Annotated in this window: 23 protein-coding genes; 12 read left to right on the forward strand and 11 right to left on the reverse strand. The window is 67.0% G+C overall.

Annotated elements, in window-relative coordinates; translation table 11 throughout:
• Positions 1 to 203: 203 nt before the first annotated feature.
• Together EGH23_RS08400 and EGH23_RS08405 are read right to left on the reverse strand one after the other, a co-directional pair.
• Positions 204 to 881, reverse strand: coding sequence for a phosphoglycolate phosphatase (locus tag EGH23_RS08400; RefSeq protein ID WP_220579553.1), 678 nt, complete (start codon positions 879 to 881; stop codon positions 204 to 206).
• A gap of 43 nt (positions 882 to 924) precedes the next feature.
• Positions 925 to 1,518, reverse strand: coding sequence for a J domain-containing protein (locus tag EGH23_RS08405; RefSeq protein WP_220579554.1), 594 nt, complete (start codon positions 1,516 to 1,518; stop codon positions 925 to 927).
• 110 nt (positions 1,519 to 1,628) lie between these two features.
• Here EGH23_RS08405 and EGH23_RS08410 point away from each other — a divergent pair, with 110 nt between their 5' ends.
• Positions 1,629 to 1,841: a hypothetical protein gene (locus EGH23_RS08410; RefSeq protein WP_220579555.1), complete on the forward strand. Its 213-nt coding sequence runs from the start codon at positions 1,629 to 1,631 to the stop codon at positions 1,839 to 1,841.
• Between the two features lies 1 nt (position 1,842).
• On the opposite strand, the gene pyrF is transcribed toward EGH23_RS08410, so the two are convergent.
• Positions 1,843 to 2,670 carry an orotidine-5'-phosphate decarboxylase gene (gene pyrF, locus EGH23_RS08415; protein ID WP_220579556.1) on the reverse strand — a complete coding sequence of 276 codons (828 nt, stop codon included), beginning with the start codon at positions 2,668 to 2,670 and terminating at the stop codon, positions 1,843 to 1,845.
• Between the two features lie 123 nt (positions 2,671 to 2,793).
• Between pyrF and EGH23_RS08420 the strand changes: the two genes are divergently transcribed.
• Positions 2,794 to 3,270: a hypothetical protein gene (locus EGH23_RS08420; protein WP_220579557.1), complete on the forward strand. Its 477-nt coding sequence runs from the start codon at positions 2,794 to 2,796 to the stop codon at positions 3,268 to 3,270.
• Here EGH23_RS08420 and EGH23_RS08425 read toward each other — a convergent pair.
• A complete protein-coding gene (locus EGH23_RS08425) occupies positions 3,267 to 3,635 on the reverse strand; it encodes a DUF7993 family protein (RefSeq protein ID WP_220579558.1) in 369 nt (122 codons plus the stop codon). The two genes, EGH23_RS08420 and EGH23_RS08425, sit on opposite strands and share 4 nt — an antisense overlap.
• Positions 3,635 to 4,075: a DUF2240 family protein gene (locus EGH23_RS08430; protein WP_220579559.1), complete on the reverse strand. Its 441-nt coding sequence runs from the start codon at positions 4,073 to 4,075 to the stop codon at positions 3,635 to 3,637. Before EGH23_RS08430 ends, EGH23_RS08425 begins: the two co-directional genes overlap by 1 nt.
• Positions 4,076 to 4,202: 127 nt before the next feature.
• Here EGH23_RS08430 and EGH23_RS08435 point away from each other — a divergent pair, with 127 nt between their 5' ends.
• From EGH23_RS08435 to EGH23_RS08445, 3 genes are all read left to right on the forward strand, one after another.
• The gene (locus EGH23_RS08435; RefSeq protein ID WP_220579560.1) at positions 4,203 to 5,207 is read left to right on the forward strand and encodes a deoxyhypusine synthase; all 1,005 of its coding nucleotides are present in this window, start codon (positions 4,203 to 4,205) and stop codon (positions 5,205 to 5,207) included.
• A gap of 69 nt (positions 5,208 to 5,276) precedes the next feature.
• Entirely contained in the window at positions 5,277 to 5,783 is a 507-nt protein-coding gene (locus tag EGH23_RS08440; protein WP_220579561.1) for a GNAT family N-acetyltransferase, read from the forward strand.
• Positions 5,784 to 5,991: 208 nt separating this feature from the next.
• The gene (locus EGH23_RS08445) at positions 5,992 to 7,179 is read left to right on the forward strand and encodes a redox-regulated ATPase YchF (protein WP_220579562.1); all 1,188 of its coding nucleotides are present in this window, start codon (positions 5,992 to 5,994) and stop codon (positions 7,177 to 7,179) included.
• A gap of 11 nt (positions 7,180 to 7,190) precedes the next feature.
• Here EGH23_RS08445 and EGH23_RS08450 read toward each other — a convergent pair whose 3' ends face one another.
• Both EGH23_RS08450 and EGH23_RS08455 read right to left on the reverse strand, forming a co-directional pair.
• The gene (locus EGH23_RS08450) at positions 7,191 to 7,736 is read right to left on the reverse strand and encodes a hypothetical protein (protein WP_220579842.1); all 546 of its coding nucleotides are present in this window, start codon (positions 7,734 to 7,736) and stop codon (positions 7,191 to 7,193) included.
• Positions 7,737 to 7,792: 56 nt separating this feature from the next.
• Positions 7,793 to 8,446 (reverse strand): DsbA family protein, encoded by a 654-nt coding sequence (locus EGH23_RS08455; protein WP_220579563.1) that lies wholly within the window; start codon positions 8,444 to 8,446, stop codon positions 7,793 to 7,795.
• 354 nt (positions 8,447 to 8,800) lie between these two features.
• On the opposite strand from EGH23_RS08455, the gene EGH23_RS08460 reads away from it, so the two are divergent.
• The gene (locus EGH23_RS08460) at positions 8,801 to 9,292 is read left to right on the forward strand and encodes a YciE/YciF ferroxidase family protein (protein ID WP_220579564.1); all 492 of its coding nucleotides are present in this window, start codon (positions 8,801 to 8,803) and stop codon (positions 9,290 to 9,292) included.
• A 118-nt stretch (positions 9,293 to 9,410) separates the two neighbouring features.
• Here EGH23_RS08460 and EGH23_RS08465 read toward each other — a convergent pair whose 3' ends face one another.
• From EGH23_RS08465 to EGH23_RS08475, 3 genes are all read right to left on the reverse strand, one after another.
• Positions 9,411 to 9,560 (reverse strand): hypothetical protein, encoded by a 150-nt coding sequence (locus EGH23_RS08465; RefSeq protein WP_220579565.1) that lies wholly within the window; start codon positions 9,558 to 9,560, stop codon positions 9,411 to 9,413.
• Between the two features lie 443 nt (positions 9,561 to 10,003).
• Entirely contained in the window at positions 10,004 to 10,921 is a 918-nt protein-coding gene (locus tag EGH23_RS08470) for a formate/nitrite transporter family protein (RefSeq protein WP_220579566.1), read from the reverse strand.
• 13 nt (positions 10,922 to 10,934) lie between these two features.
• Complete coding sequence (locus EGH23_RS08475; protein WP_220579567.1) at positions 10,935 to 11,162, reverse strand: hypothetical protein; 228 nt, start codon at positions 11,160 to 11,162, stop codon at positions 10,935 to 10,937.
• A 312-nt stretch (positions 11,163 to 11,474) separates the two neighbouring features.
• Here EGH23_RS08475 and EGH23_RS08480 point away from each other — a divergent pair, with 312 nt between their 5' ends.
• The 5 genes from EGH23_RS08480 to EGH23_RS08500 all read left to right on the forward strand — a co-directional run bounded on the left by EGH23_RS08480 (position 11,475) and on the right by EGH23_RS08500 (position 17,467).
• Positions 11,475 to 11,717 (forward strand): PRC-barrel domain containing protein, encoded by a 243-nt coding sequence (locus EGH23_RS08480; RefSeq protein WP_220579568.1) that lies wholly within the window; start codon positions 11,475 to 11,477, stop codon positions 11,715 to 11,717.
• A gap of 77 nt (positions 11,718 to 11,794) precedes the next feature.
• Positions 11,795 to 12,751 carry a nucleoside hydrolase gene (locus EGH23_RS08485; RefSeq protein WP_220579569.1) on the forward strand — a complete coding sequence of 319 codons (957 nt, stop codon included), beginning with the start codon at positions 11,795 to 11,797 and terminating at the stop codon, positions 12,749 to 12,751.
• Positions 12,752 to 12,871: 120 nt separating this feature from the next.
• Positions 12,872 to 15,277: an amino acid permease gene (locus EGH23_RS08490; protein ID WP_220579570.1), complete on the forward strand. Its 2,406-nt coding sequence runs from the start codon at positions 12,872 to 12,874 to the stop codon at positions 15,275 to 15,277.
• A gap of 86 nt (positions 15,278 to 15,363) precedes the next feature.
• Positions 15,364 to 15,858 carry a YciE/YciF ferroxidase family protein gene (locus EGH23_RS08495; protein WP_220579571.1) on the forward strand — a complete coding sequence of 165 codons (495 nt, stop codon included), beginning with the start codon at positions 15,364 to 15,366 and terminating at the stop codon, positions 15,856 to 15,858.
• Positions 15,859 to 16,039: 181 nt separating this feature from the next.
• Positions 16,040 to 17,467, forward strand: coding sequence for a DUF389 domain-containing protein (locus EGH23_RS08500; protein WP_220579572.1), 1,428 nt, complete (start codon positions 16,040 to 16,042; stop codon positions 17,465 to 17,467).
• Between the two features lie 14 nt (positions 17,468 to 17,481).
• Here the strand turns inward: EGH23_RS08500 and EGH23_RS08505 are convergent, their stop codons facing one another.
• Complete coding sequence (locus EGH23_RS08505; protein ID WP_220579573.1) at positions 17,482 to 18,003, reverse strand: hypothetical protein; 522 nt, start codon at positions 18,001 to 18,003, stop codon at positions 17,482 to 17,484.
• A 194-nt stretch (positions 18,004 to 18,197) separates the two neighbouring features.
• On the opposite strand from EGH23_RS08505, the gene EGH23_RS08510 reads away from it, so the two are divergent.
• Positions 18,198 to 19,928, forward strand: coding sequence for a cation:proton antiporter (locus EGH23_RS08510; protein ID WP_220579574.1), 1,731 nt, complete (start codon positions 18,198 to 18,200; stop codon positions 19,926 to 19,928).
• Positions 19,929 to 19,938 lie beyond the last annotated feature (10 nt).

Raw genomic sequence — 19,938 nt, forward strand, 5'->3', positions numbered from 1 at the left:
GGGTTCGGACCTGCTTACCGGTGTTTAGCGCGATGATTGCGACTATCTATCACAATAGGGGCGAGCGGACGTTTATCAGCGAAAGCGGGACCAGCAGAGCGTATGTGACGAGTCGCCGCACGGGACGACGCGGCCGTGTGACACCGCACCCGTGCGGATTCGAAGCGAACATTTGGTGTCGCCAGTTCGCTACGGAGCGACCGTTAGCGGTACGGCGCGACGGCTTCGAGAAACCCGTCGGCGTATCGAGCGTCGGTCACGCGGTCGGCGAGCGCTTTCGCCGTCGCGTCGGCGTTGGCGACGGCGACGGACTCGCCGGCCACCTCGAACGCCTCCGCGTCGTTCTCCGAGTCGCCGACGGCCAGAAACGCCGCCGGGTCCAGTGACAGTTCCGCGCACACCGCTTCGAGTCCGGTCCCCTTGTCGACGCTCGGGTCGGTGACGTGGTAGGCGAAGCCGGTGTCGAGGACGACGAGGCCGTACTCGGCGGCCAACCGTTCGAGCGGTTCCAGCGGTTGGTCGAGGCTGACGACCACTTCCGTCTCGCGCCAGCGGTTCGCGAGGTCGACCGACCCGAACCCGATTTCGTGGCTCAGTTCGCGGTACGCTTCGGCGACGGCCAGCGTCGCCTCGTGGTCTCCCTCGAACTGGAGTTCGTCGGTCGCCTCGACGAAGACGACGCCGCCGTTCTCCGCGACGACGTTTCGTTGGATACCGAGGAATTCACAGAGCGCGATGGGGAACGGCATCGCCTTCCCGGTGGCGATGACGACTGGTTCGGGCCATTCCCGCAAGACGGGGAACACCCGCGGGTCGATAGCGCGTGACTCGTCGGTGAGCGTGCCGTCGATGTCGACGAGAAGCGGCGGCGTCTGCGTCATACCCTCACTGACGCCCCGGTCGGTTTGGCCGTTGCGGTCGCGGTCAGTCGGTCAGCGTCTCGTAGGCGGCTTTCACCCGCTTGAACTCCGCCTCGCTGCCGGTATCGGTGTCCGGATGAACCTCCTTGACCTTCTCGCGATAGGCCTGCTTGACCGCGCCCTGATCGGCGCTCGCGTCTAAGTCGAGTCGGGCGTACGCCTCGCTGGGACTGGGGCCGCTGGATTGTTGGATGCGCTGGCCCCGGCCCCCGCGTCGCTGTTGCCGTCCTCGCTGCTGTCGACGACCCTGCTGTCGGCGTCGTTGCTGCTCTCTGGCTTGCCGCGCCCGTCGGGCGGCGTCGCGGACTCGCTGCCCGCCCCGCGGGGCCTCCCACTCCTCTCGCGGCCCGGCACCGAACCCGCCGCGGCGCGCGCCCCGGCCGCCCCGCGCCCCGCGGGCGGCCCGCCGTTCGACTCGCTCGTAGACGTCCGCCGCCAGCTTGCCGCTGGCGTGGTAGTACATGAAGTACGCCGACGCGCCGAACATCAGGGCCAGGAAGAGGACGGCCGGGTTCACCAGTACCCCCACGACGGTGAGCATGCCTGTCAGGACGGCGAACACCGCGGCGACCCCCGTGATGAGACGGTCGTACTGCACACCCGGAGTTTGGACCAGAGAACCGTAAGCGTCTCGCTCGTCGCTACGGTTCCGTCGATTCCGCAGCTGCAACCCGAGCGTTCAAGGACGCGACCGTGCTATCATATAGCATGAGCGTCTCCGGCCTCTGTAACATCTGTGAGAACGCGGACGTCGAACACGGCTGTGACCGCTGTGGCAAGCTGGTGTGTGACCGCCACTGGGACGAGACGACCGGCCTCTGTACCGAGTGCAGCGCCGAGACCGGCGGCGGCCGCGGCGAGTCCGAGGAGCCCACGAATCCCGACGACATGCCCGACGGCGTCGACACCTACGAGTTCTGAATCAGCGGAACTGGTTCAGTTGGGCCTTGAGTTGCTTCGCCGACCGACCGGCGGCCTCGAAGAATTTCTCGGGAGCCCCGCGGTCCGCTGCGTCCTCGCCGGCGAAGATGATGCCGCGCGAGGAGTTGACGAGGCCGACGCCGTCGGCGAGGCCGTACTCGACGGCGGCCTCGCTGTCCCCACCCTGCGCGCCGACGCCGGGGACGAGAAACGGGATGTCGGGGACGAGTTCGCGGATCTCTTCGAGCTCTTCGGGCGCGGTCGCGCCGACGACGAGACCGACGTTACCGTCGTCGTTCCAGAGGTCCGCGAGGTGGACGACGCGCTCGTAGAGTTTCTCGCCGGAGGCGAGTTCTAAGTCCTGTAAGTCGGCTCCGCCGGGGTTCGAGGTGCGGCCGAGGACGAAGACGCCCTTCTCCTCGCGCTGGAGGAACGGTTCCAGCGAGTCGCGGCCGAGGTACGGATTGACGGTGATGGCGTCCGCGGCGGGACCGTGCTCGTCGTCTAGAATCGTCGCGTACTGCCGGGCCGTGTTGCCGATGTCGCCGCGCTTGGCGTCCAGTAGGACGGGCACGTCCTTTCCGTGGGCGTAGGCGATGGTCTCTCGGAGCGCGCGCCAGCCGTCGGGGTCCTCGTAGAACGCGGCGTTGGGCTTGTAACAGGCGGCGTGTTCGTGGGTCGCGTCGATGATGCGGCGGTTGAACTGCCAGCGCGGGAGGTCCGCGTCCCGCACGCTCTCGGGAAGGCGGTCGGGGTCGGGGTCCAGCCCCACGGAGACGACGGAGTCGGCGGCCGCGATGCGGTCGTGGAGACGGTCGAAGAACTGCATGGGTAGCGCGGCGACGGGGACGAACACAAGCGTTTCCCTCTCAGTGCTGGTCGGCCGCATCCGGAAATCAGATTTGAGAATCGGTCCCGCGGCTATTTGAGAGAGGAGGTGAAAGCGAGCGTCATGGACCGTTCCCTCGACGTCGGTCACGTCGCGGAGACGCTGCCCGACGTGGGGCAGACGCTCGAAGACCCGCGACTGCGACCGTTCGGCGTGCTCGGCGGGGCCGTGCTGCTCGCAGTCGGTGCGTCGCTGTCGCTCGCGCCCACCACCGGACAGTTGACCTTCTGGTCGAACGCCGTGGCCGCGACGCTCGTCTTCGTCGGCGTCCCGCTGTTCAGCCTCGGACTGGCAGCGGCGGAGCCGCCGTCCGACTCGCGGTTTCACATCGGCGTGAACCTCTCGACGAAACAGCGCCGCGCGGTCGCGATCGGCGCGCTCTGTATCACGCTCGCGCCCGTCGTGATGGCGCTTGGCTCGCCGCTCGGACTCTCCGTGCTCGTGCTGGCGACGGCCGCGACGATGGCGTTCGTCGGGTCGGCGCTCGTGCTCACCGGGTTCGTCGCGTGGACGGCCGAGACGCTGGGCGAACCGGCCTAACGGTCGAGTCCGTCGGCGAGCACGTCGACCAGCGCTTTGACCGCGGCCCCGCTGTGTGCGACGACGACGGTCTTCTGCTCGCTCTCCCCGCTCGGTTCTTCGACTGTCACGTCCGCTCTGTCGAGGCTGACGTCCCGTCGCTCTGGCAGCGTCAGCCGCGCGGTATCGGGCGTGACGTGGACCTCGCCGAGCGAGCGGCCGTCGGTTTCGATACCGAACGCGAACGCGCCGTCGGCCGTCGGTTCCACGTCCCGATCGGCGTCCACGACCGAAACGTCTCCCAGCGGGCCGCGTTCCAGTCCCGTCAGCTCGGAGGCGAGCAGTTGCGCGATGCGTCTGCCGTCGGTGATTCGGTCTTCGACCATCAGAGTTCCTCCCGCGCGTCGGCCGCGATCTCCTCGACGGCGACGCCCTCGCCGCGGGCGTAGACCACCGCCGCGGCCTCCAGCGTCACGCCGAGCTCGGACTGCAGCGAGTTGATACCGGCGACGGCGTCTTGCTTCTCGACGCCGCTCTCGACGACGGTATCCAGAATCCGCTCGAACGTCGACCGAGAGCGGAGGACGTCCTCGCTCGGCGCGAACCCCTCGGGGACGTTGACCGCCGCCGCGTCGAACCCGACGACGAGGGCGTCGTCCGTCCGCTCGACGAGGCCCTCGCTCGCGGCGACGTCGACGAGCGTCTTCGCCTGGTCCGGCGAGAACCAGCTCCGGTCTAACGAGAGGGCGACGACGAACTCGCTCTCGGCCATCCGGTCGGTGCCGCGCTGGCGGAACGGCGCGGCCACGGCCGTCTTCAGACTCATCGTTCCGGGAACGACGCGGGCGGGGCGTAACGGTTGCGGTTGGCGGCCAGCCGCCCGGCGCGCGTCGGCGTCGCGAGTCCGGCACGAACCACGTCGTTCAAGCCCTCGGCCGGACCAGAGGGGAGCAATGAGCGACCAGGAGGACCGCGAGACGTTCAGGCACGACCCCATCGGCCACGCGGAGGCTCGCGCGGGGATGACCGTCGGCGAGCTGGCCGAGAGCTACGGCGAGGCCGGCATCGGCGCGAACGACCTCCACGAGGCCGTCGACGTCTACGCCGAGATGTTGGACGAGGACGTGACCACGTTCTTCGGACTGGCCGGCGCGATGGTCCCGACGGGGATGCGCGCCATCGTCTCCGAGCTGATCCGGGACGGTCACGTCGACGTGCTGGTGACGACGGGCGCGAACCTGACCCACGACAGCATCGAGGCCATCGGCGGGAAACACCACCACGGCGAGGTCACGCCCCCGGAGAAGACCGAGCGCGAACACGACGAGACGCTCCGCGACGAGGGCGTCGACCGCATCTACAACGTCTATCTCCCGCAGGAGCACTTCGCGCTGTTCGAGAGCCACCTGCGCGAGGAGGTGTTCGCCGAATTGGAAGCGGAGAGTCCCGTCTCCATCCAGCGCATGACCGAGGAACTGGGCCGAGCCAACGGCGAAGTCAACGAGCGCGAGGACATCGCCGAGGACGCCGGCGTGCTCGCGGCCGCCTACGAGAACGACGTGCCGGTGTACTGCCCGGCGTTCCAGGACTCCGTGCTGGGCCTGCAGGCGTGGATGTACTCCCAGACCAGCGAGTTCACCGTCGACGCGCTGGCCGACATGACCGACATCACGGACATCGCCTACGAGGCCGACAGCGCGGGCGCGATGCTCGTCGGCGGCGGCGTCCCGAAGAACTACACGCTCCAGACGATGCTCGTCTCGCCGGACGCCTACGACTACGCCGTCCAGTTGACGATGGACTCCTCGAACACCGGCGGCCTCTCCGGGGCGACGCTGAACGAGTCGCGCTCGTGGGGCAAACTGGAGAAGGACGCCCGCAACGTGAGCGTCTACGCCGACGCGACCATCACCCTGCCGCTGGTGGTCGCCGCGGCCCGCGAACGCGCCGGGGAGTAGCAATATCTCGCGGTCGAGCGGCCCGGCGACGGGCGTAGTTCTATACCTTCCCAAGCCATACGTTCACACATGTCATTCCAGATCAGCGTTCGGCCGGCGACCGAACACGATATCACCGCGATCCAGCAGGTGGCCCACGCCGCGTGGCACGCCGTCTACGACGACATCCTCGGCGGGGAGGCCGTCGACACGCATCTCTCGGAGGGGTACGCCCGGAACGTCCTCGAACGGATGATCGACGTAGACGACGTCGGGCTGTTCGTGGCGACCGTCGACGACGACGTCGTCGGGTACGCCAGTTGCGGGATGACCGACCCCGTCGGCATCGGCGACTTAGACCTCTACGTCCACCCGGATTACTGGGGCGAAGGCATCGGCAGCGAGCTGCTGGAGCGCGGGAAGAAACACCTCAAGAGCCTCTCGGTGCGGACGATTCGCGACGAAGTCCTGGTCGACAACGAGGTCGGCAACGCCTTCTACCGGACGCACTTCGACCCCGCCGGCGAGCGCACCGCCCGTCTCGGCGGGAAAGAGTTGCCGGTGAACGTCTACGAGCTGTCGCTAGCGAGGGTCTGAACGGTAGTGAAGACCCTCGAAGCGACGCGGTGACTGGAAAGAGCCGCGGAGCAGTAGCGAGAGTCTGAGCAGCGAGGGACCGGCGGTCCCTCGAGTAGTCGGGCGGCACTGCGGCCCGACGACGAAGCGAAGACCCTCGCTAGGCACTCCCACACGCTCTCCGTTCGTTTGGCAACGTTTTAGCCGCTGATTCGCTTGGTACCTCTCAATGAGCTACAAGATCGGACTCGTCGGCAAACCCTCCGTCGGCAAGTCCACCTTCTTCAACGCGGCGACGATGAACGACGTGCCCGAGGGCGCGTACCCGTTCACGACCATCGACCCGTCGATGGGCGAAGCGTACGTTCGCGTCGACTGTGCCGCCCCTGAGTTCGAGCATAGCTGTACGCCCAATCACGGCTACTGCACCGAGGGGGTTCGGTTCGTCCCGACGAAACTCGTCGACGTCGCCGGGCTCGTCCCCGGCGCCCACGAAGGAAAGGGGCTCGGCAACCAGTTCCTCTCGGACCTCAACGAGGCCGACGTGCTGGTTCACGTCGTCGACTTCACCGGCGAGACGGACCTGGAGGGCGAACCGACCGAAGACCACGACCCGCGCGAGGACATCGAGTTCCTGGAGAACGAACTCGACATGTGGTACCTCGACATCTTGGAGAAGGGCATCGAGCGCTACCGCTCGGGGTATCACGGCGAGGACAAGGACATCGAGGCCGACCTCGCGGAGCAGATGTCGGCGTTCAAGATCGGCGAAGACGAGATCAAGCAGATCGTCCTCGCGCTGGACCTGGAACTGGACCCCGACGAGTGGGACGAGCAGGACCGAGAGGCGCTGGCCCGCGAGATCCGCATCCGCACGAAGCCGATGGTCATCGCGGCCAACAAGATGGACGCCGACGCGGCACAGGAGAACTGGACGGAGATCACCGAGGACCCCGACTACGAGCACCTGACGTTCGTCCCCGTCTCCGCCCACGCCGAGAAGGCGCTGAAGAACGGCGACGAGCAGGGCGTGCTGGACTATCGGCCCGGCGACGCCGGCTTCGAGGTGACGGCGGACCTCCCCGAGGAGAAGGCCGCCGGCCTCGAACAGATCCGGGAGTTCGTCACCGAGTTCGAGGGGACCGGCGTCCAGCGGGCGCTCGAGACCGCGCTGTTCGAGGAGTTGGGCGCGATCGCCGTCTTCCCCGGCGCGCGCAAGCCACAGGAGGACGGCACCTTCTTACAGGACTGCTTCGTCCTCCCCGACGGTTCGACGGCCGAGGACTTCGCGTACTTCCTCCACACCGACATCGGCGAGGGCTTCCTCCACGCCCACGACGTGCGCTCCGGTCGGCAGGTCGGGGCCGACACGGAACTGGATCACCGGGACGTCGTCGAGATCACGACGACGAACTGAGCGACGCGCGGTCAGATATCGACCGGACAGCCGTTTATCTCGCCGCCGCGCATCCCGTCGGCGAGCCAGTGGATCGAGAGCGTGAGGACGACGAGCGCGCCCAGCGCGAACTCCAACCCGTCGAGCGGCAGGAAAACGAGCGAGGCGGAGACGCCCAGCAGCGAGAGCAGTCCGAGGAGGACCGCCGACCCGCAGGCCGCACACCCCGCTCCGAGCGTCCCCAGCAGGACGCCGGCCGCGCCGGCACCGCCCTGTCTGATGGCGACGCCGTGCTCCCGGAAGTGATAGACCGCCATCGCCACGTCGACGCCGGTCAGCGCCGCGACGGCCACCAGCAAGAGGCCCTGGGCCGGGTGGAAGAAGGTCCCGACGAACGGGTACAACTCCAACAGGACGGTCAACCGACTTTCGAGGGGGAGCGACCCGCCGACGACGAGATCCATCACGAGCGGGACGTTGAGCGAGACGACGAAGGCCGTCAACGAGAGAGTGGCGGCGAGAACGGCGAGGACGGCGTAGGTCGGCAGTGTGAGCACGAGTCGGGCGGTCCGGCCCATCAACCGCCAGTCGCTCCGGGACAGCGGCGGACGCAGCGTGCGCCGCCAGCCCCCCGTCACGACGCCTCCCCGAGCGCCTCCGCGACCACCTCGTAGCTGACGCTGCCGTTGACTTTCGTGACGAACTCGCCGTCCCGAAAGAGGAGGACGACCGGCGTCGTCTCGCCCAGTTCGGCGTTCTCAGCCGCTTCGACGTCGGCCTGCACGGCGTCCGCGTACGCTCGGTTCTCGGCGTCGCTGACGATGGCGTCCGCGTCGAGGGCCGTCGCCTCACGCAGGAACGCGCCCGTCCGGTCGAGGACGTTCTCGGCGGAGAACTGAGAGCGGTTCTCGAAGTAGTGGCCAAGCAGCGACCAGAACGCCGCGTCGTCGCGGGCGTAGGTCGCCTCGAGCGCCTGACTCGCCGGTTCGCCCCACGGGAACACCACGGGATACATCCGGACGACGTACGCGCCGAGTCCCGGCTCGACGAGGTTCGACAGTATCTGCGGCACCGTCTCGGCGTGAAACGCCGCACACCGCTCACAGGAGGGGTCTTCGAACGCTAGCACGACGTGGTTGCCGAGGTCCCCCTGTCGCGGTTGGGCGTCGAGTCCCGCCGCGGCGGGGTGGTTCTCGATGGACTCACCCGTCGCGTCGCTGCCCCCACAGCCCGCGAGCCCGCCGGCGAACCCCGCCCCCGAGAGCGCCAGGAAGCGTCGTCGCTGCATACCGCCCGAAGGGACTCCCCGGGTTTATCGTTTGTTCTCCCGTGCGTTCCCGAGGGGCAACCGTCTTGCCGCCGCGTCCGGTAGGGTCGCCCGGCCGATGACGACAGCGCGTTCCGAGCCGCGGTGACTCCGCGGCGGTGACGAACCCTATGAGTGCCGAGGCCGACTACCGACCGGCGTCTCGGTCGGCCGTTTTCCGAAGTCGCTTCCGGACGCGACGCCGGTTGGCGGTCCTTCGCTCGGCCGCCGGACGGCCGTTTTCGGGCCGGACGCGGGTCAGCGACCTCGTCGAGGTTTAGCCTGCACATACAGGCGGGCTACTCAATGGCGTAATTCCCCAATAGAGGGACGACGATGACAACAGAATCAGTGGACGAGCTTCTCGTCCAGGGCCTGCAGGAGCTGTACTACACCGAACAGCAACTCGTCGACGCGCTGGAGACGCTCTCCGACCAGACCGACGACGAGGCCGCCAGCCAGGGGTTCTCGGAGCACCGCGAGGAGACGCAGAACCAGGTAGATCGACTAGAACAGGTGTTCGACCAGATCGGCGAGGAGCCCCGGACCAAGGAAGAACAGGTCGTGAACGCGCTGATCGAAGAACACGAGCAGTTCGCACGGGACAACGACGGCGATGTGCTCGACCGGTACAACATGAGCGTCGGGCAGAAGACCGAGCACTACGAGATCGCCGCGTACGGTAACGTCACCTCGCTGGCCGAGAAGGCGGGCTACGACGAGGCCGCCGACCTCCTGTCGGAGTCGCTCAGCGAGGAGGAAGAGGCCCTCGATGAAGTCACGCAGGCGAGCGAGGAGTTCGACCAGCAGCAGCTCGCGAGCGACTGATCGCGACCGTCCTTCGGTAACCGCCTCGACGACCCGCGACGCGGTCGCGGGCGGGCCGCTTCGCTTTTTCTCCGGCGACGCGACGACCTCATTCGCCGCTGCCATCTCACTCGTCCCATCAGAGCCGGGCGGCCTCGCCGAGGCGCGTCGGTGGCTCGACGACGCCGGCATCGCCTATCGAACCCACTCGAACGTGCGGCGGAAGGCGAGACAGGCGGTGAAACGAGTCCACGAGCGTCTCGTAGACGGCGGTCGGCAGCTCGGGCACCCGAAGCTCGAGACACCGGCCGTGAACGCCGTCTTCGAGTGACTGTAGTCGTAGGTCGGGAGTATCTGTGGCCGTCGCCGCCGAGAGAACGACCGTAGAACGAATCGGAACGAACAGGTCCGACGGGTCAGCGCCGTCGGAGCAGGCGCCGTCCTTTGCGAACGATGCGTCGCCGCACGCTACGCGGGAGCCGTCGCCAGGTCTTCATCGCCTTTCGAAGTTTTCCCATTGAATGGAACCTCCGTTAGCTCGCGCCCGCTCTCGCTCGACGCGGGCATCGTGGATACCTCGCGGTCGGCCTTAACGCTGCGGGCTGCAAATACGACTCGCGGGCTCTCCCGACGCGTCCTTTCGATACGGACGCCGGACCTTCCGACGAAACGACAGAGCGGACGAGAGTATCGGTGGTAGCATCCGCTCCGAAGTGCCGAAGGACGCGGACCTCAGTCGTCGGCCGTCGAGTCGATGTTGGGACCGCCGCGCCGGACTTCCTCGTCGAGCTCGGGCGCTTCGGACCCGAAGGTCACGTGGCCGTACTTGACGAGGGAGACGAAGACCACGCCGCCGATGGCGTTCCCCACCGACGTGAGAGCGAGGAACTGCCCCCACTGGGCGACCGATATCGGTGCGCCGGCCATCATCGCGGCGATGACCTCGATGTTGCCGGCGACGCAGTGGGGCATGTGCCCGAAGCCGATGAGGTAGGTGACGGCGACGATGACTGCGATTCGACTGATCGTGTCGCCGACGGAGGTTAGCATCCACGAGAGCAGGCCCATCAGCCACCCGGCGAGTATCGCCCCGGCGAAGACCCCCTCCGGCGAGAGGTCGATGAACGTCATCCCGGTCTTGACGAGGTACTTGGGTTTGACGATGTCCAGCGCGACCGTCGCCCACCCGACGAAAACCGCGGCGACGGTGCCCCCGATGATGTTCCCACTGTAGACGATTCCCCACAGGCGGGCGAGATTCGATATCGGCTCGCGTCCGTCGAGAACCGGTAAGACGGCGAGCGTCGTGTGTTCGGTGAACAGCTCCGACCGTCCCAGGATGACGAAGATGAACCCGAAGGTGTAGAGGATCGGCATGACGACGCGGGTTATCGGGTCCGCTACCGTCCCGCTCAACGCCGTCAACATGGCGATCATCATGAAGGGGCCGAGGCTGATGTCGAGACCACAGGACACCGAGGAGACGAACTGCCCCGCGGCCGGTCGGTTGAGCGTCCGCATCCCCTCGTCGAGTTGGTTGTAGAAGATATCCGTGTACGACCGGAGGGTGTCCATCTGTTCCTCCGGCGTCCCGCTCCCGTCGGCCGATCCGTTTCCGTCGTCTGAACCGTTGGAGTTCGTTGCAGACATCGTTATGAGCCGTTCAGTCGGCCGTCTCTCCCGCCTCGTCCGGGTCTCGGTGAGAGTGGTGCGAGATCTGTGCGTCGAGGAAGTCCCAGTGACGGGCGAGTTCCACCGGGAGGCTGATCAGTAGCGGGACGGAGATGAGCGCCGCTATCGGCGGCCATGGAATGTCCATCCCGATCGCGGCGAGTCCGAATACGGCGATGCTGAGGACGGACATCACTCGAATCGGTTCTTCGATTCTCACAGTGGCCCTCGATAGGGAAGTCAGCGCCATGAGTGACCTGACTGTATCTTCAACCACAGCGCGGTTGATACGTCGACCACAGACGGGTCGAGAGACGATAGCGGGTCAGACGAGCCCGTAGAAAGGACGGTAAATCCGGGCGAATCCGCGGCCCCGCCGGCCGTTTCAGATGCAAGGTCGAGCGTGCCGCCGGCGAAACCGCCTCGTCACGGCAGTCTCCGTCTCTCGACGCGGTCTGTTCCGAATCGAGGGGGTCGGTCGATAGACTTGCAAGCCACAGGTACTCCCCTCGGCTCGTCGAACCCGCACTCGATGACAGTCACGTTCACTGACGACGACGAAGGCAAAGAAGTGGTCGACGCGAGCGGCAACACGCTCGGGCTGGTCACGGAGATCGAAGACGACACCGCGTTCGTGGACCCCGACCCGGGGCTCACCGAGACGGTGAAAGCCGACCTCGGGCGGGCCGACGCGGACAGCGACGAGTACACCGTCAAACAGGACGCCGTCGAGACGAAGGCCGACGAGAAGCTCCACCTGCGCGATAACCTCTGATCGCACCTCGGTCACGTCGGCGCCGTCCGACGGTCCGCTCGCGAGGGAGTTAAGTCGCCTCCGAGGGATATGATACCGTGGGACAGAGACTTATCGTCGATACGGACACCGCTGGCGACGACTCGCAGGCGCTTCTCATGGCCGCGCTCGCCGAGTCCATCGACATCGAGGCGGTCACGATCGTCGCCGGGAACGTCGAGTTCGACTACGAGGTCGAGAACGCGAAGTACACGCTCGACCTCGCCGGCGTCGCCGACTCGGTCCCGGTCTACGAGGGCGCGCGCCGACCGCTCCTTAAGGAGTTCGACCACGTCGACCACGTCCACGGCGAGGGCGGGCTGGGCGGCGAACTCTTCCCCGACACCGGCATCCCCTCCGCCGACGGCCACGCCGTCGACGCCATCGTCGATATCGCGCGCGAGTCACCGGGCGAGGTGAGCCTCGCCTGCATCGGCCCGCTGACGAACGTCGCGCTGGCGATCCGGCGGGAACCGGAGTTGAACGACCTGCTGGACGAGGTGGTGGTGATGGGCGGGGCGGTGAACACGCTCGGCAACGACACCCCCTCGGCGGAGTTCAACTTCTGGGTCGACCCCGACGCCGCGAAGATCGTGATGAACGAACTCGACGTGACGCTCGTCGACTGGGGGGTGACCGTTCGACACGGTAGGATAGGGGCCGACGACCTCGACCGCTTCGCCGAGGCGGAGACGCCCTACGCGGAGTTCTTCACGACCGTCACCGGCCACGCCCGCGAGTTCTCGAGGGAGCGCCTCGGCGTCGACGCGGCCACCCAACCGGACACGCTCGCGCTCGCCTGCCTGCTGAACCCGGACCTCGTGACGGAGGCGGGGACGTACTTCGTCGACGTCGACGAACGGGAGGGGATGACCCGCGGGTACAGCCTCGTGGACGAACTCGGCATCACCGACGGCGAGCCCCGGACGCGCGTCGTCGAGGCGGTCGACGAATCGACGTTCGAACAGATGGTCGCGGACATGCTCCTCCACGGCGACCCCGAACGGTCGCTGTGAGCGCGGTCGGCGTCGGACGGTCCCGCTGTCTGCGTGAGATTGACAGGCATCTCGCAAGCCGTCTCTAGCATTGCAAGCAGTAGGTATCTCCGTCGATACCCTGTAACGAACAACGATTCTATGGACGAGACCGCGAACGCAAGTGAGAACAATCCACCAGATCACGACATAAGCGAGGAAGAGGACCGTTCGATGGGGTTCTGGAGCGCGGCCGCCATCGGCGTCGGGACGATGATCGCGGCGGGCATCTTCGTGCTCTCGGGGCTCGCGGTGAGCAACGTCGGGACGGCCGCCATCGTCTCGTTCCTGCTCGCGGCGTTCATCGCCAGCCTCACGGCGGCTTCCTACGCCGAGTTCGCGTCGGTCTATCCCGAATCCGGCGGGGGCTACGTCTACGTCGCCAAGACGATTCCGTCGGAGATCACGTACATCATGGGCTGGACGATGATTCTCGGCTATCCCGCGAGCGCGGCCTTCTACCTCGGGAGCTTCTCGAAGTGGTTCTACGAGTTCCTCTACGACCCGCTCTCGATCCCGGGGGCGATTCCGTACTGGGTGTTCGGACTGATCATCCTCGGGCTCCTCGTCGCCCTCAACATGGCCGGCGCGGAGGAGGCCGGGCAGTTCCAGATCGTCGTCACCGCACTGAAGGTGGTGCTCATCGGCATCTTCCTGTTCGGCGTCTTCCAGGCGTTCGACCCGCAGGCCGTGACGACCTCCTTCGCGAACAACATCGGAGACTTCGCGCAGTTGGGCGTGACGAGCGCGCTCGTGTTCATCACGTTCTTCGGCTTCTCGGCCATCGCCACCGACGCCGAGGAGATAAAGGACCCCGGCGAGACGATCCCGAAGTCCATCTACTTCTCGATGGCGTTCGTCTCCGTCATCTACACGCTGGTCGTCATCGCCATCGTCATCGCGGTGAACAACCAGCAGTTCCTGACCTTCCTCGGCAGCCAGGTCAACCTCGGTAATCTCGGCCCGGCCGAGTACGTGGCCAACCACGGCGAACTGGCGATGGGGCTGGCCGCCGAGTACTTCCTCGGTCCGGTCGGCTTCTACATCATCATCGCCGGCGCGCTGGTGTCGATGCTGTCGGCGGCGAACGCGACGATCCTCGCGGGCTCGCGCGTGAAGCTCGCGCTCGCCCGGAACGGCCACCTGCCGCCGTCCTTCGCGGACACCCACGACTCGTGGGGGACGCCGTACAAGTCGGTGCTGCTGACGGGGACGATCATTACCATCTTCCTCGGGCTGTTCACCGTCGTCTTCTTCGACGTGCCGGGCGCGGTCGGTCCGGAAACGATCCCCCTCGGCGCGGAGTTCGGACTGGAGGGGCTGGCGAACTTCGCCAACATCCTCCTCATCTTCGGCCTCTCCATCGTCAACCTCGCGCTGATCCGCTCGCGCCAGCGGTTCCCCGACATCGAGCGCGGGTTCGAAGTGCCGTTCGTCCCGTGGGTGCCGGCCCTGGCCGTCGTCGGGAACCTGGCGCTCGGCGCGAACATCGTCGTCCAGTCACCGGTCATCGCCGGCCTCGCGCTGCTCGCCGAACTCGTCGGCGTCGCCCTCTGGTTCGTCATCCGTCGGGCCGGTCCCTCCGAAGAGCGCCTCGAATCGGAGACGCCGACGGCTCTCGCCGAGACGACCCGTGGCGACCACGACTACCAGCTGGTCGTCCCGGTCGCCAACGAGGCGAACGTCGAGCAGCTGATGCGGACCGCGACGGACCTCGTGGCCGACCGCGACGCCGAGCTGCTCGTGATGAACGCGGTGACGCTCCCCCCGCAGACCCCCTACGCCGAGGGCCGCGACCGAGTCGAGGAGGGGCGGCCGGTCGTCAACCGCGCGTTGGACATCGCAAAGGAGACCGACACGCCGGCGAGCGGGACGGTCAAACTCACGCACGACCCGACCGACGCCATCCTGAACACCGTCGAACAGTACGGCAGCGACGGCGTCCTGATGGGCTGGGGCGGCAACCGCTCCAGCGCCCGCGACGTCGTCTTGGGGAGCACCGTCGACGAGGTGGCCGAGGAAGCCGACGCCGACGTCTTCGTGGAGAAGGTCGGAACCGGCGACAGCGACGGGAAGGTCGACTCGATCCTCCTCCCGTGGACCGACAGCACTCACGGCGACCTCGCGGCCGAGACGGCCGCCGCTATCGCTCGGACCACCGGCGCGAGCATCGACGTGGTCCGCGTGCTCAGCGAGGAGGACCGAGCCGACAGCGAGGCGAAGCTCTCCGAGGCCGAGGCGACGCTCTCCGAGCGAAACGAGGAGTTCGACCACACGACGCTCGACTTCGAGACGCGCACCATCGAGAGCGACGACGTCGAGGACACGCTCGTCGAGGCGGCGGAGGACCACGACCTGACCGCGATGGCCGCGGAGAAGGAGGGCATCCTCCAGCGGTTCGTCTTCGGGTCGGTCCCCGAGGCGGTCGCCGACCGGATCGACGGGACGACGCTCGTCGCCCAGCGCAACGTCGGCGCGGACTCGCGGCTCAAGCGGCTGTTCACCTGACGGACCGGCGCTGACGGGTCGGCGACGCCTCGTCCCTGCCTTCGCAGGCAGACCGCTTACCGAACGAGAGTCCTTCTTTCCCGGTGATGGCACCATCCGACCTGCACGACCTGTTCATGCACAACCTCGAAGACATCTACTACGCCGAGAACGAGCTCCTCGACGCGCTCGACGAGCTGGAGAGCCAGACGGAGAGCGAGGAGATCGCGTCGGCGTTCAGCGAGCACCGCGAGGAGACGCAGGGCCACGTCGACCGGCTGGAGGAGGCCTTCGACATTCTCGGCAAGGAGCCCGAGCGCGAGGAGTGTGAGGGCATCGAGGGCCTCATCGAGGAACACGAGGAGTTCGCCGACGAGGACCCGACGCAGGACGTGCTCGACGTCCACAACCTCATCGCGGCCCAGAAGACCGAACACTACGAGATCGCCGCCTACGGGACCCTGGCGATGCTCGCCGACCGGCTCGGCGAGGACGAGGTCGGCGACATCCTCCACGAGAACTTAGAAGAGGAGAAGGACGCCCTCGACGAGCTCGCCTCGCTCGCGGAGGACTTCGACTACGGGCAGATCGCCGCCGACTGAGGACGGACTCACCGCCTCACCGGCGCTCTTTTCTTCGCCGTGCCGAGCGACAGCGACACGGCCACTCGTGGAGACGAGCCGACGGTAAGCCCGATAAAAACGCGCGACCCGTCGGTTTAACTGAGTGCTAACCCGCCGATAGCGCCCGCATATACAACTGGCCTCGTTTTGAGACATCCGTATGAAACTCATTCAGTTGTTCGTCCCCACCGAGGACCGCACGGCGGTGCGGGACGAGCTGGCGGAGATGGACGTCGAGTTCGTCTTCGCCGACGAGGACACGCACCGGGGCGGCAGTATCGCACAGATACCGGTCCCGGCGGGCGCGGTCGACACCGTCCTCGCGCGGCTGTACGACGTCGGGCTCGACGAGGACACGTACACCGTCGTCACGGACGTCGACCGCGCGACGGTCCCGAACGTCGACGAACTGACCGAGAAGTACGTCGACGGGCCGAAGGGCGACCGCGGCGCGTCCCACCCGGAGATACGAGAGCGCGCGGCGGACCTCACTCCCGATACGGCGACCTACATCGCGTTCGCCGCGCTGAGCGCCATCGTCGCGGTCGGCGGTCTCTTGCTCGACTCGGCCATCGTCATCGTCGGCGCGATGGTCATCGCGCCCTTCGCCGGGTCGACGCTGTCTGCGAGCGTCGGCCTCGTCATCAGCGACCGCGAGATGGTCGTCGACAGCGTCTCCTCGCAGGTCGTCGGCCTCGTCATCGCCTACGTCGGCGCGGTGGCGATGGGCGTGTTCTTACAGCAGACCGGGTTCGTCCCGTCGACGCTCAGCGTCTCGCTGGTGTCGCAGGTGGCCGCCTTCGCCACGCCGAACTCGCTGACGCTGGCTATCGCCATCGCGGCCGGTCTCGCGGGCGCGCTCGCGCTGGCGACGGACCTCCCGGTCTCCATCGCCGGCGTCGCCGTCGCCGCGGCCATCGTCCCCGCGGCCGCCGCCGCCGGCATCGGGACGGCGTGGGGCGAACCGCTCCTCGTCCTCGGCGCGATCGTGCTCCTCCTGATGAACATCGTCTTCATCAACCTCGCGGCCTACCTCGCGCTCGTCTCGCTCGGCTACCGCTCGTCCGTCATCCGGAGCGTCCGCGAGAACGCGGCCGTCTCCGTTCGGTCGGGCGCGTACGCGGTCGTCATCGTCGCCTTCGCCGTCGTCATCGCGCTGACGAGCGTCGGCACGTACCAGCACGTCGTCTACGAACAGGAGGTCAATCAGGAGGTGGAGGAAGTGCTGGCCGATCCGGCGTACAGTTCGCTCGAACTGGTCAGCGTCAAGACGGGGTACAACGACATGAACCTCCTCGGCCGCGACGAGTCGGTCACGGTCACGGTCAGTCGGTCGAGCGACGCCCAGTACGAACTACTCGACGAGAACGTCCAGTCGAACGTCTCCCGGGCGACCGACCGCCCGGTGACGGTGCAGGTCCGGTTCCTCGACTTCCAGCGGGCACAGGCCCAGTCGCAGGGGGCCGACGAGACGCCGCAGGTCGACGGGTTGGGCGCTCGAATCGCTAACTGGGCCGACGCGGTGTGGGAGCGGCTCACCGGCGCGGTCGGCACCGCGGGCGTCTCTCAGTGCGTCGGCGTCTGTTGAACGCAGTCCGACGGTTACGACGGGAGGTCGGTCGTCACGCTGGGGAGGTCACGCTCGAGCGTCCCGAGGGGGATCCGTTTCGTCGACGGGACGTCCAGCCACGCCTCGGTCGTGAGCGACCCGTCGACGTGGAGCGTCTCGGTCGGCCCCTCCGCGGGGAGGTGCCGCTCGACGCGGACCGCCTCCTCGGTGCCGCTCTCGATCATCGACCGCGAGATGTTCACCGGCGGCGACCCGTGGGCGTCTTCCGACCAGAGCACGTTCGCGACCGTCTGTGACTCCTCCGTGTACCCCAGTCGGAAGTTCACGGCGTTGACGGTGAGGTCGACCGGCAGTTCGTTCGTGACCGAGACCTGGATCCGAACGTCCGAGGCGTCGTCGCCCTCGAACTCGACGGTCATGTCGCTGATATCCACGTCGCGCTCCATCCTGCTCTCGAGGTTCTGGACGATGTTCTCGGAGAACCGCCAGCCGAGGATGGGGACATACTTCAGATAGCGCGCCGCCCACGCCAGCGCCCACAGGCGAATGATCATACCGCTTCGTGACCACGGCGTGCCAATAGGGTGTCGCATGCGTGTTCGACTGCGCCGAATCGCCGTCGACACCGCCACTTCGTCGGGGTGAATCGCCCCTCGCCGAGAGCGTTCCGGACAGCCGTCGAGAAACGGAACGAGCACCGAATAACAGGCAGGGGACTTATCCGAAAGCGACGATTCGTAGCGTACACATGGACCCGGTCGTGCTCGCCGTCGAGACCAGCCCCATCGAGAGCCTGTTGCTGGAGCTGTTACCCGTCTTCATCATCGCGGCCGGCGTCGGTATCTTCGTCGCCAAGGTCGGTCGCTTTCCCTACACCATCGCGCTCTTGCTCGCGGGGTTCGCTATCTCGGTGATCGGCGCGGACATCGACATCAATCTCACGCACGACCTCATCTTGCTCGTCCTCCTCCCGCCGCTGCTGTTCGAGGGCGCGGCGACGACGGACCTCGAACGACTGCGGCGCAACGCCCAACCCGTGTTGGCGATGGCCGCCGTCGGACTGATAATCTCTATCACGCTTCTGGGCTACGTCGGCCAGTACGTCTTCGGGTTCCCGCTGCTCATCGCGCTCCTGTTCGCCGCGATGGCGCTCCCGACCGACCCCGTGAGCGTCCTCGCCCTCTTCGAGGAACTGGGGGCGCCCGAGCGCCTCTCCGTCCTCGTCGAGGGCGAATCGCTGGTCAACGACGGTATCGGCGTCGTCATCTTCTCGACGTTCTTCGTCCTGATACAGGAAGGGGCGAACCCGGCGGAGCTGTTCACGGCCGCCGGGTTGACCGAACTGGGACTCCAGATGGTCGTCTCCAGCGTCGGCGGCCTGTTAGTGGGTCTCGCGGCCGGATACGCCGTCTACACCGTGATGGCGCACTTAGACGAGAACATGACCGAGACGGTGCTCGCGTTCATCCTCGCCTACGGCTCTTTCCTGCTGGCCCAACACTATCTCGGGGTCTCCGGCGTGATAGCGACGGTCGTCTCGGGTCTGCTCATCGGGAACCGCGGCGCGGAGAAGGCGATGGCCCCGCAGACGAAGATCACCGTCTTCAACTCGCTGGAGACCGCCTCGTTCGTCGTCAACACGTTCATCTTCCTGATGATCGGCGTCGTGACGCCCATCGGCGACTTCCTCCAGTACGGACACCACGTCCTGCTCGCTATCCCGCTCGTGCTCGCCGCCCGGGCCGCGGCGGTCTATCCGTTGACGGCGCTCGTCAACCGCGTCACGGAACCGGCGGTCCCGATGAACTACCAGCACGTCATGCTGTGGGGCGGCCTCCACGGATCGATTCCCATCGCGCTCGTGCTCGGCCTCCCCGATGGCTTCCCCCTCCGACAGCAGCTGCTGGCGATGGTGTTCGGCGTCGCCGCCTTCTCGCTGGTCGTCCAAGGGCTGACGATGGGGCCGTTACTGAACCGCCTCGGCGTCGTGACTCGGTCGGACGCAGAGGAGCTGTACGAACTCCTCGTCGGCCGCGCCCGCGCGGTCGACGCCGCGCTGGAAGCCGCCGAGCGCTTAGACGCCGCCGGCGACATCCCGACCGAGGTGTACCGGGACTTCGAAGCGGAGTACAGCCGGGAGAAGGAGGATCTCAACGACGCCATCGCCACGCTGTTGCACAACCACGAGGAGCTGCGCCACGAACAGGTGTTACAGGGCGAACGGCGCGTCCTCGCCGAGGAGAAGAGCGCCATCATGGACGCCACCCAACAGGGTGTCATCACCGACGACATCGCCGAAAGCCTCCTGGAGGAGACGAACCTGAAACTCGATCGGGTGCGGGGCGGCGAGACGACCGTGCAGGCCGACCGCGAGGGGTACGAGGAGTTCTGGCGCTCGCGGGCCGACGATTTCGGGCTGGAGATCGACGAGACCGACGGCGAGTCGGAGAGCGACGAGGGCGCGGCCAGCCCGTCCTGACGACCGACGC

This window comes from Haloarcula nitratireducens, from assembly GCF_019599505.1.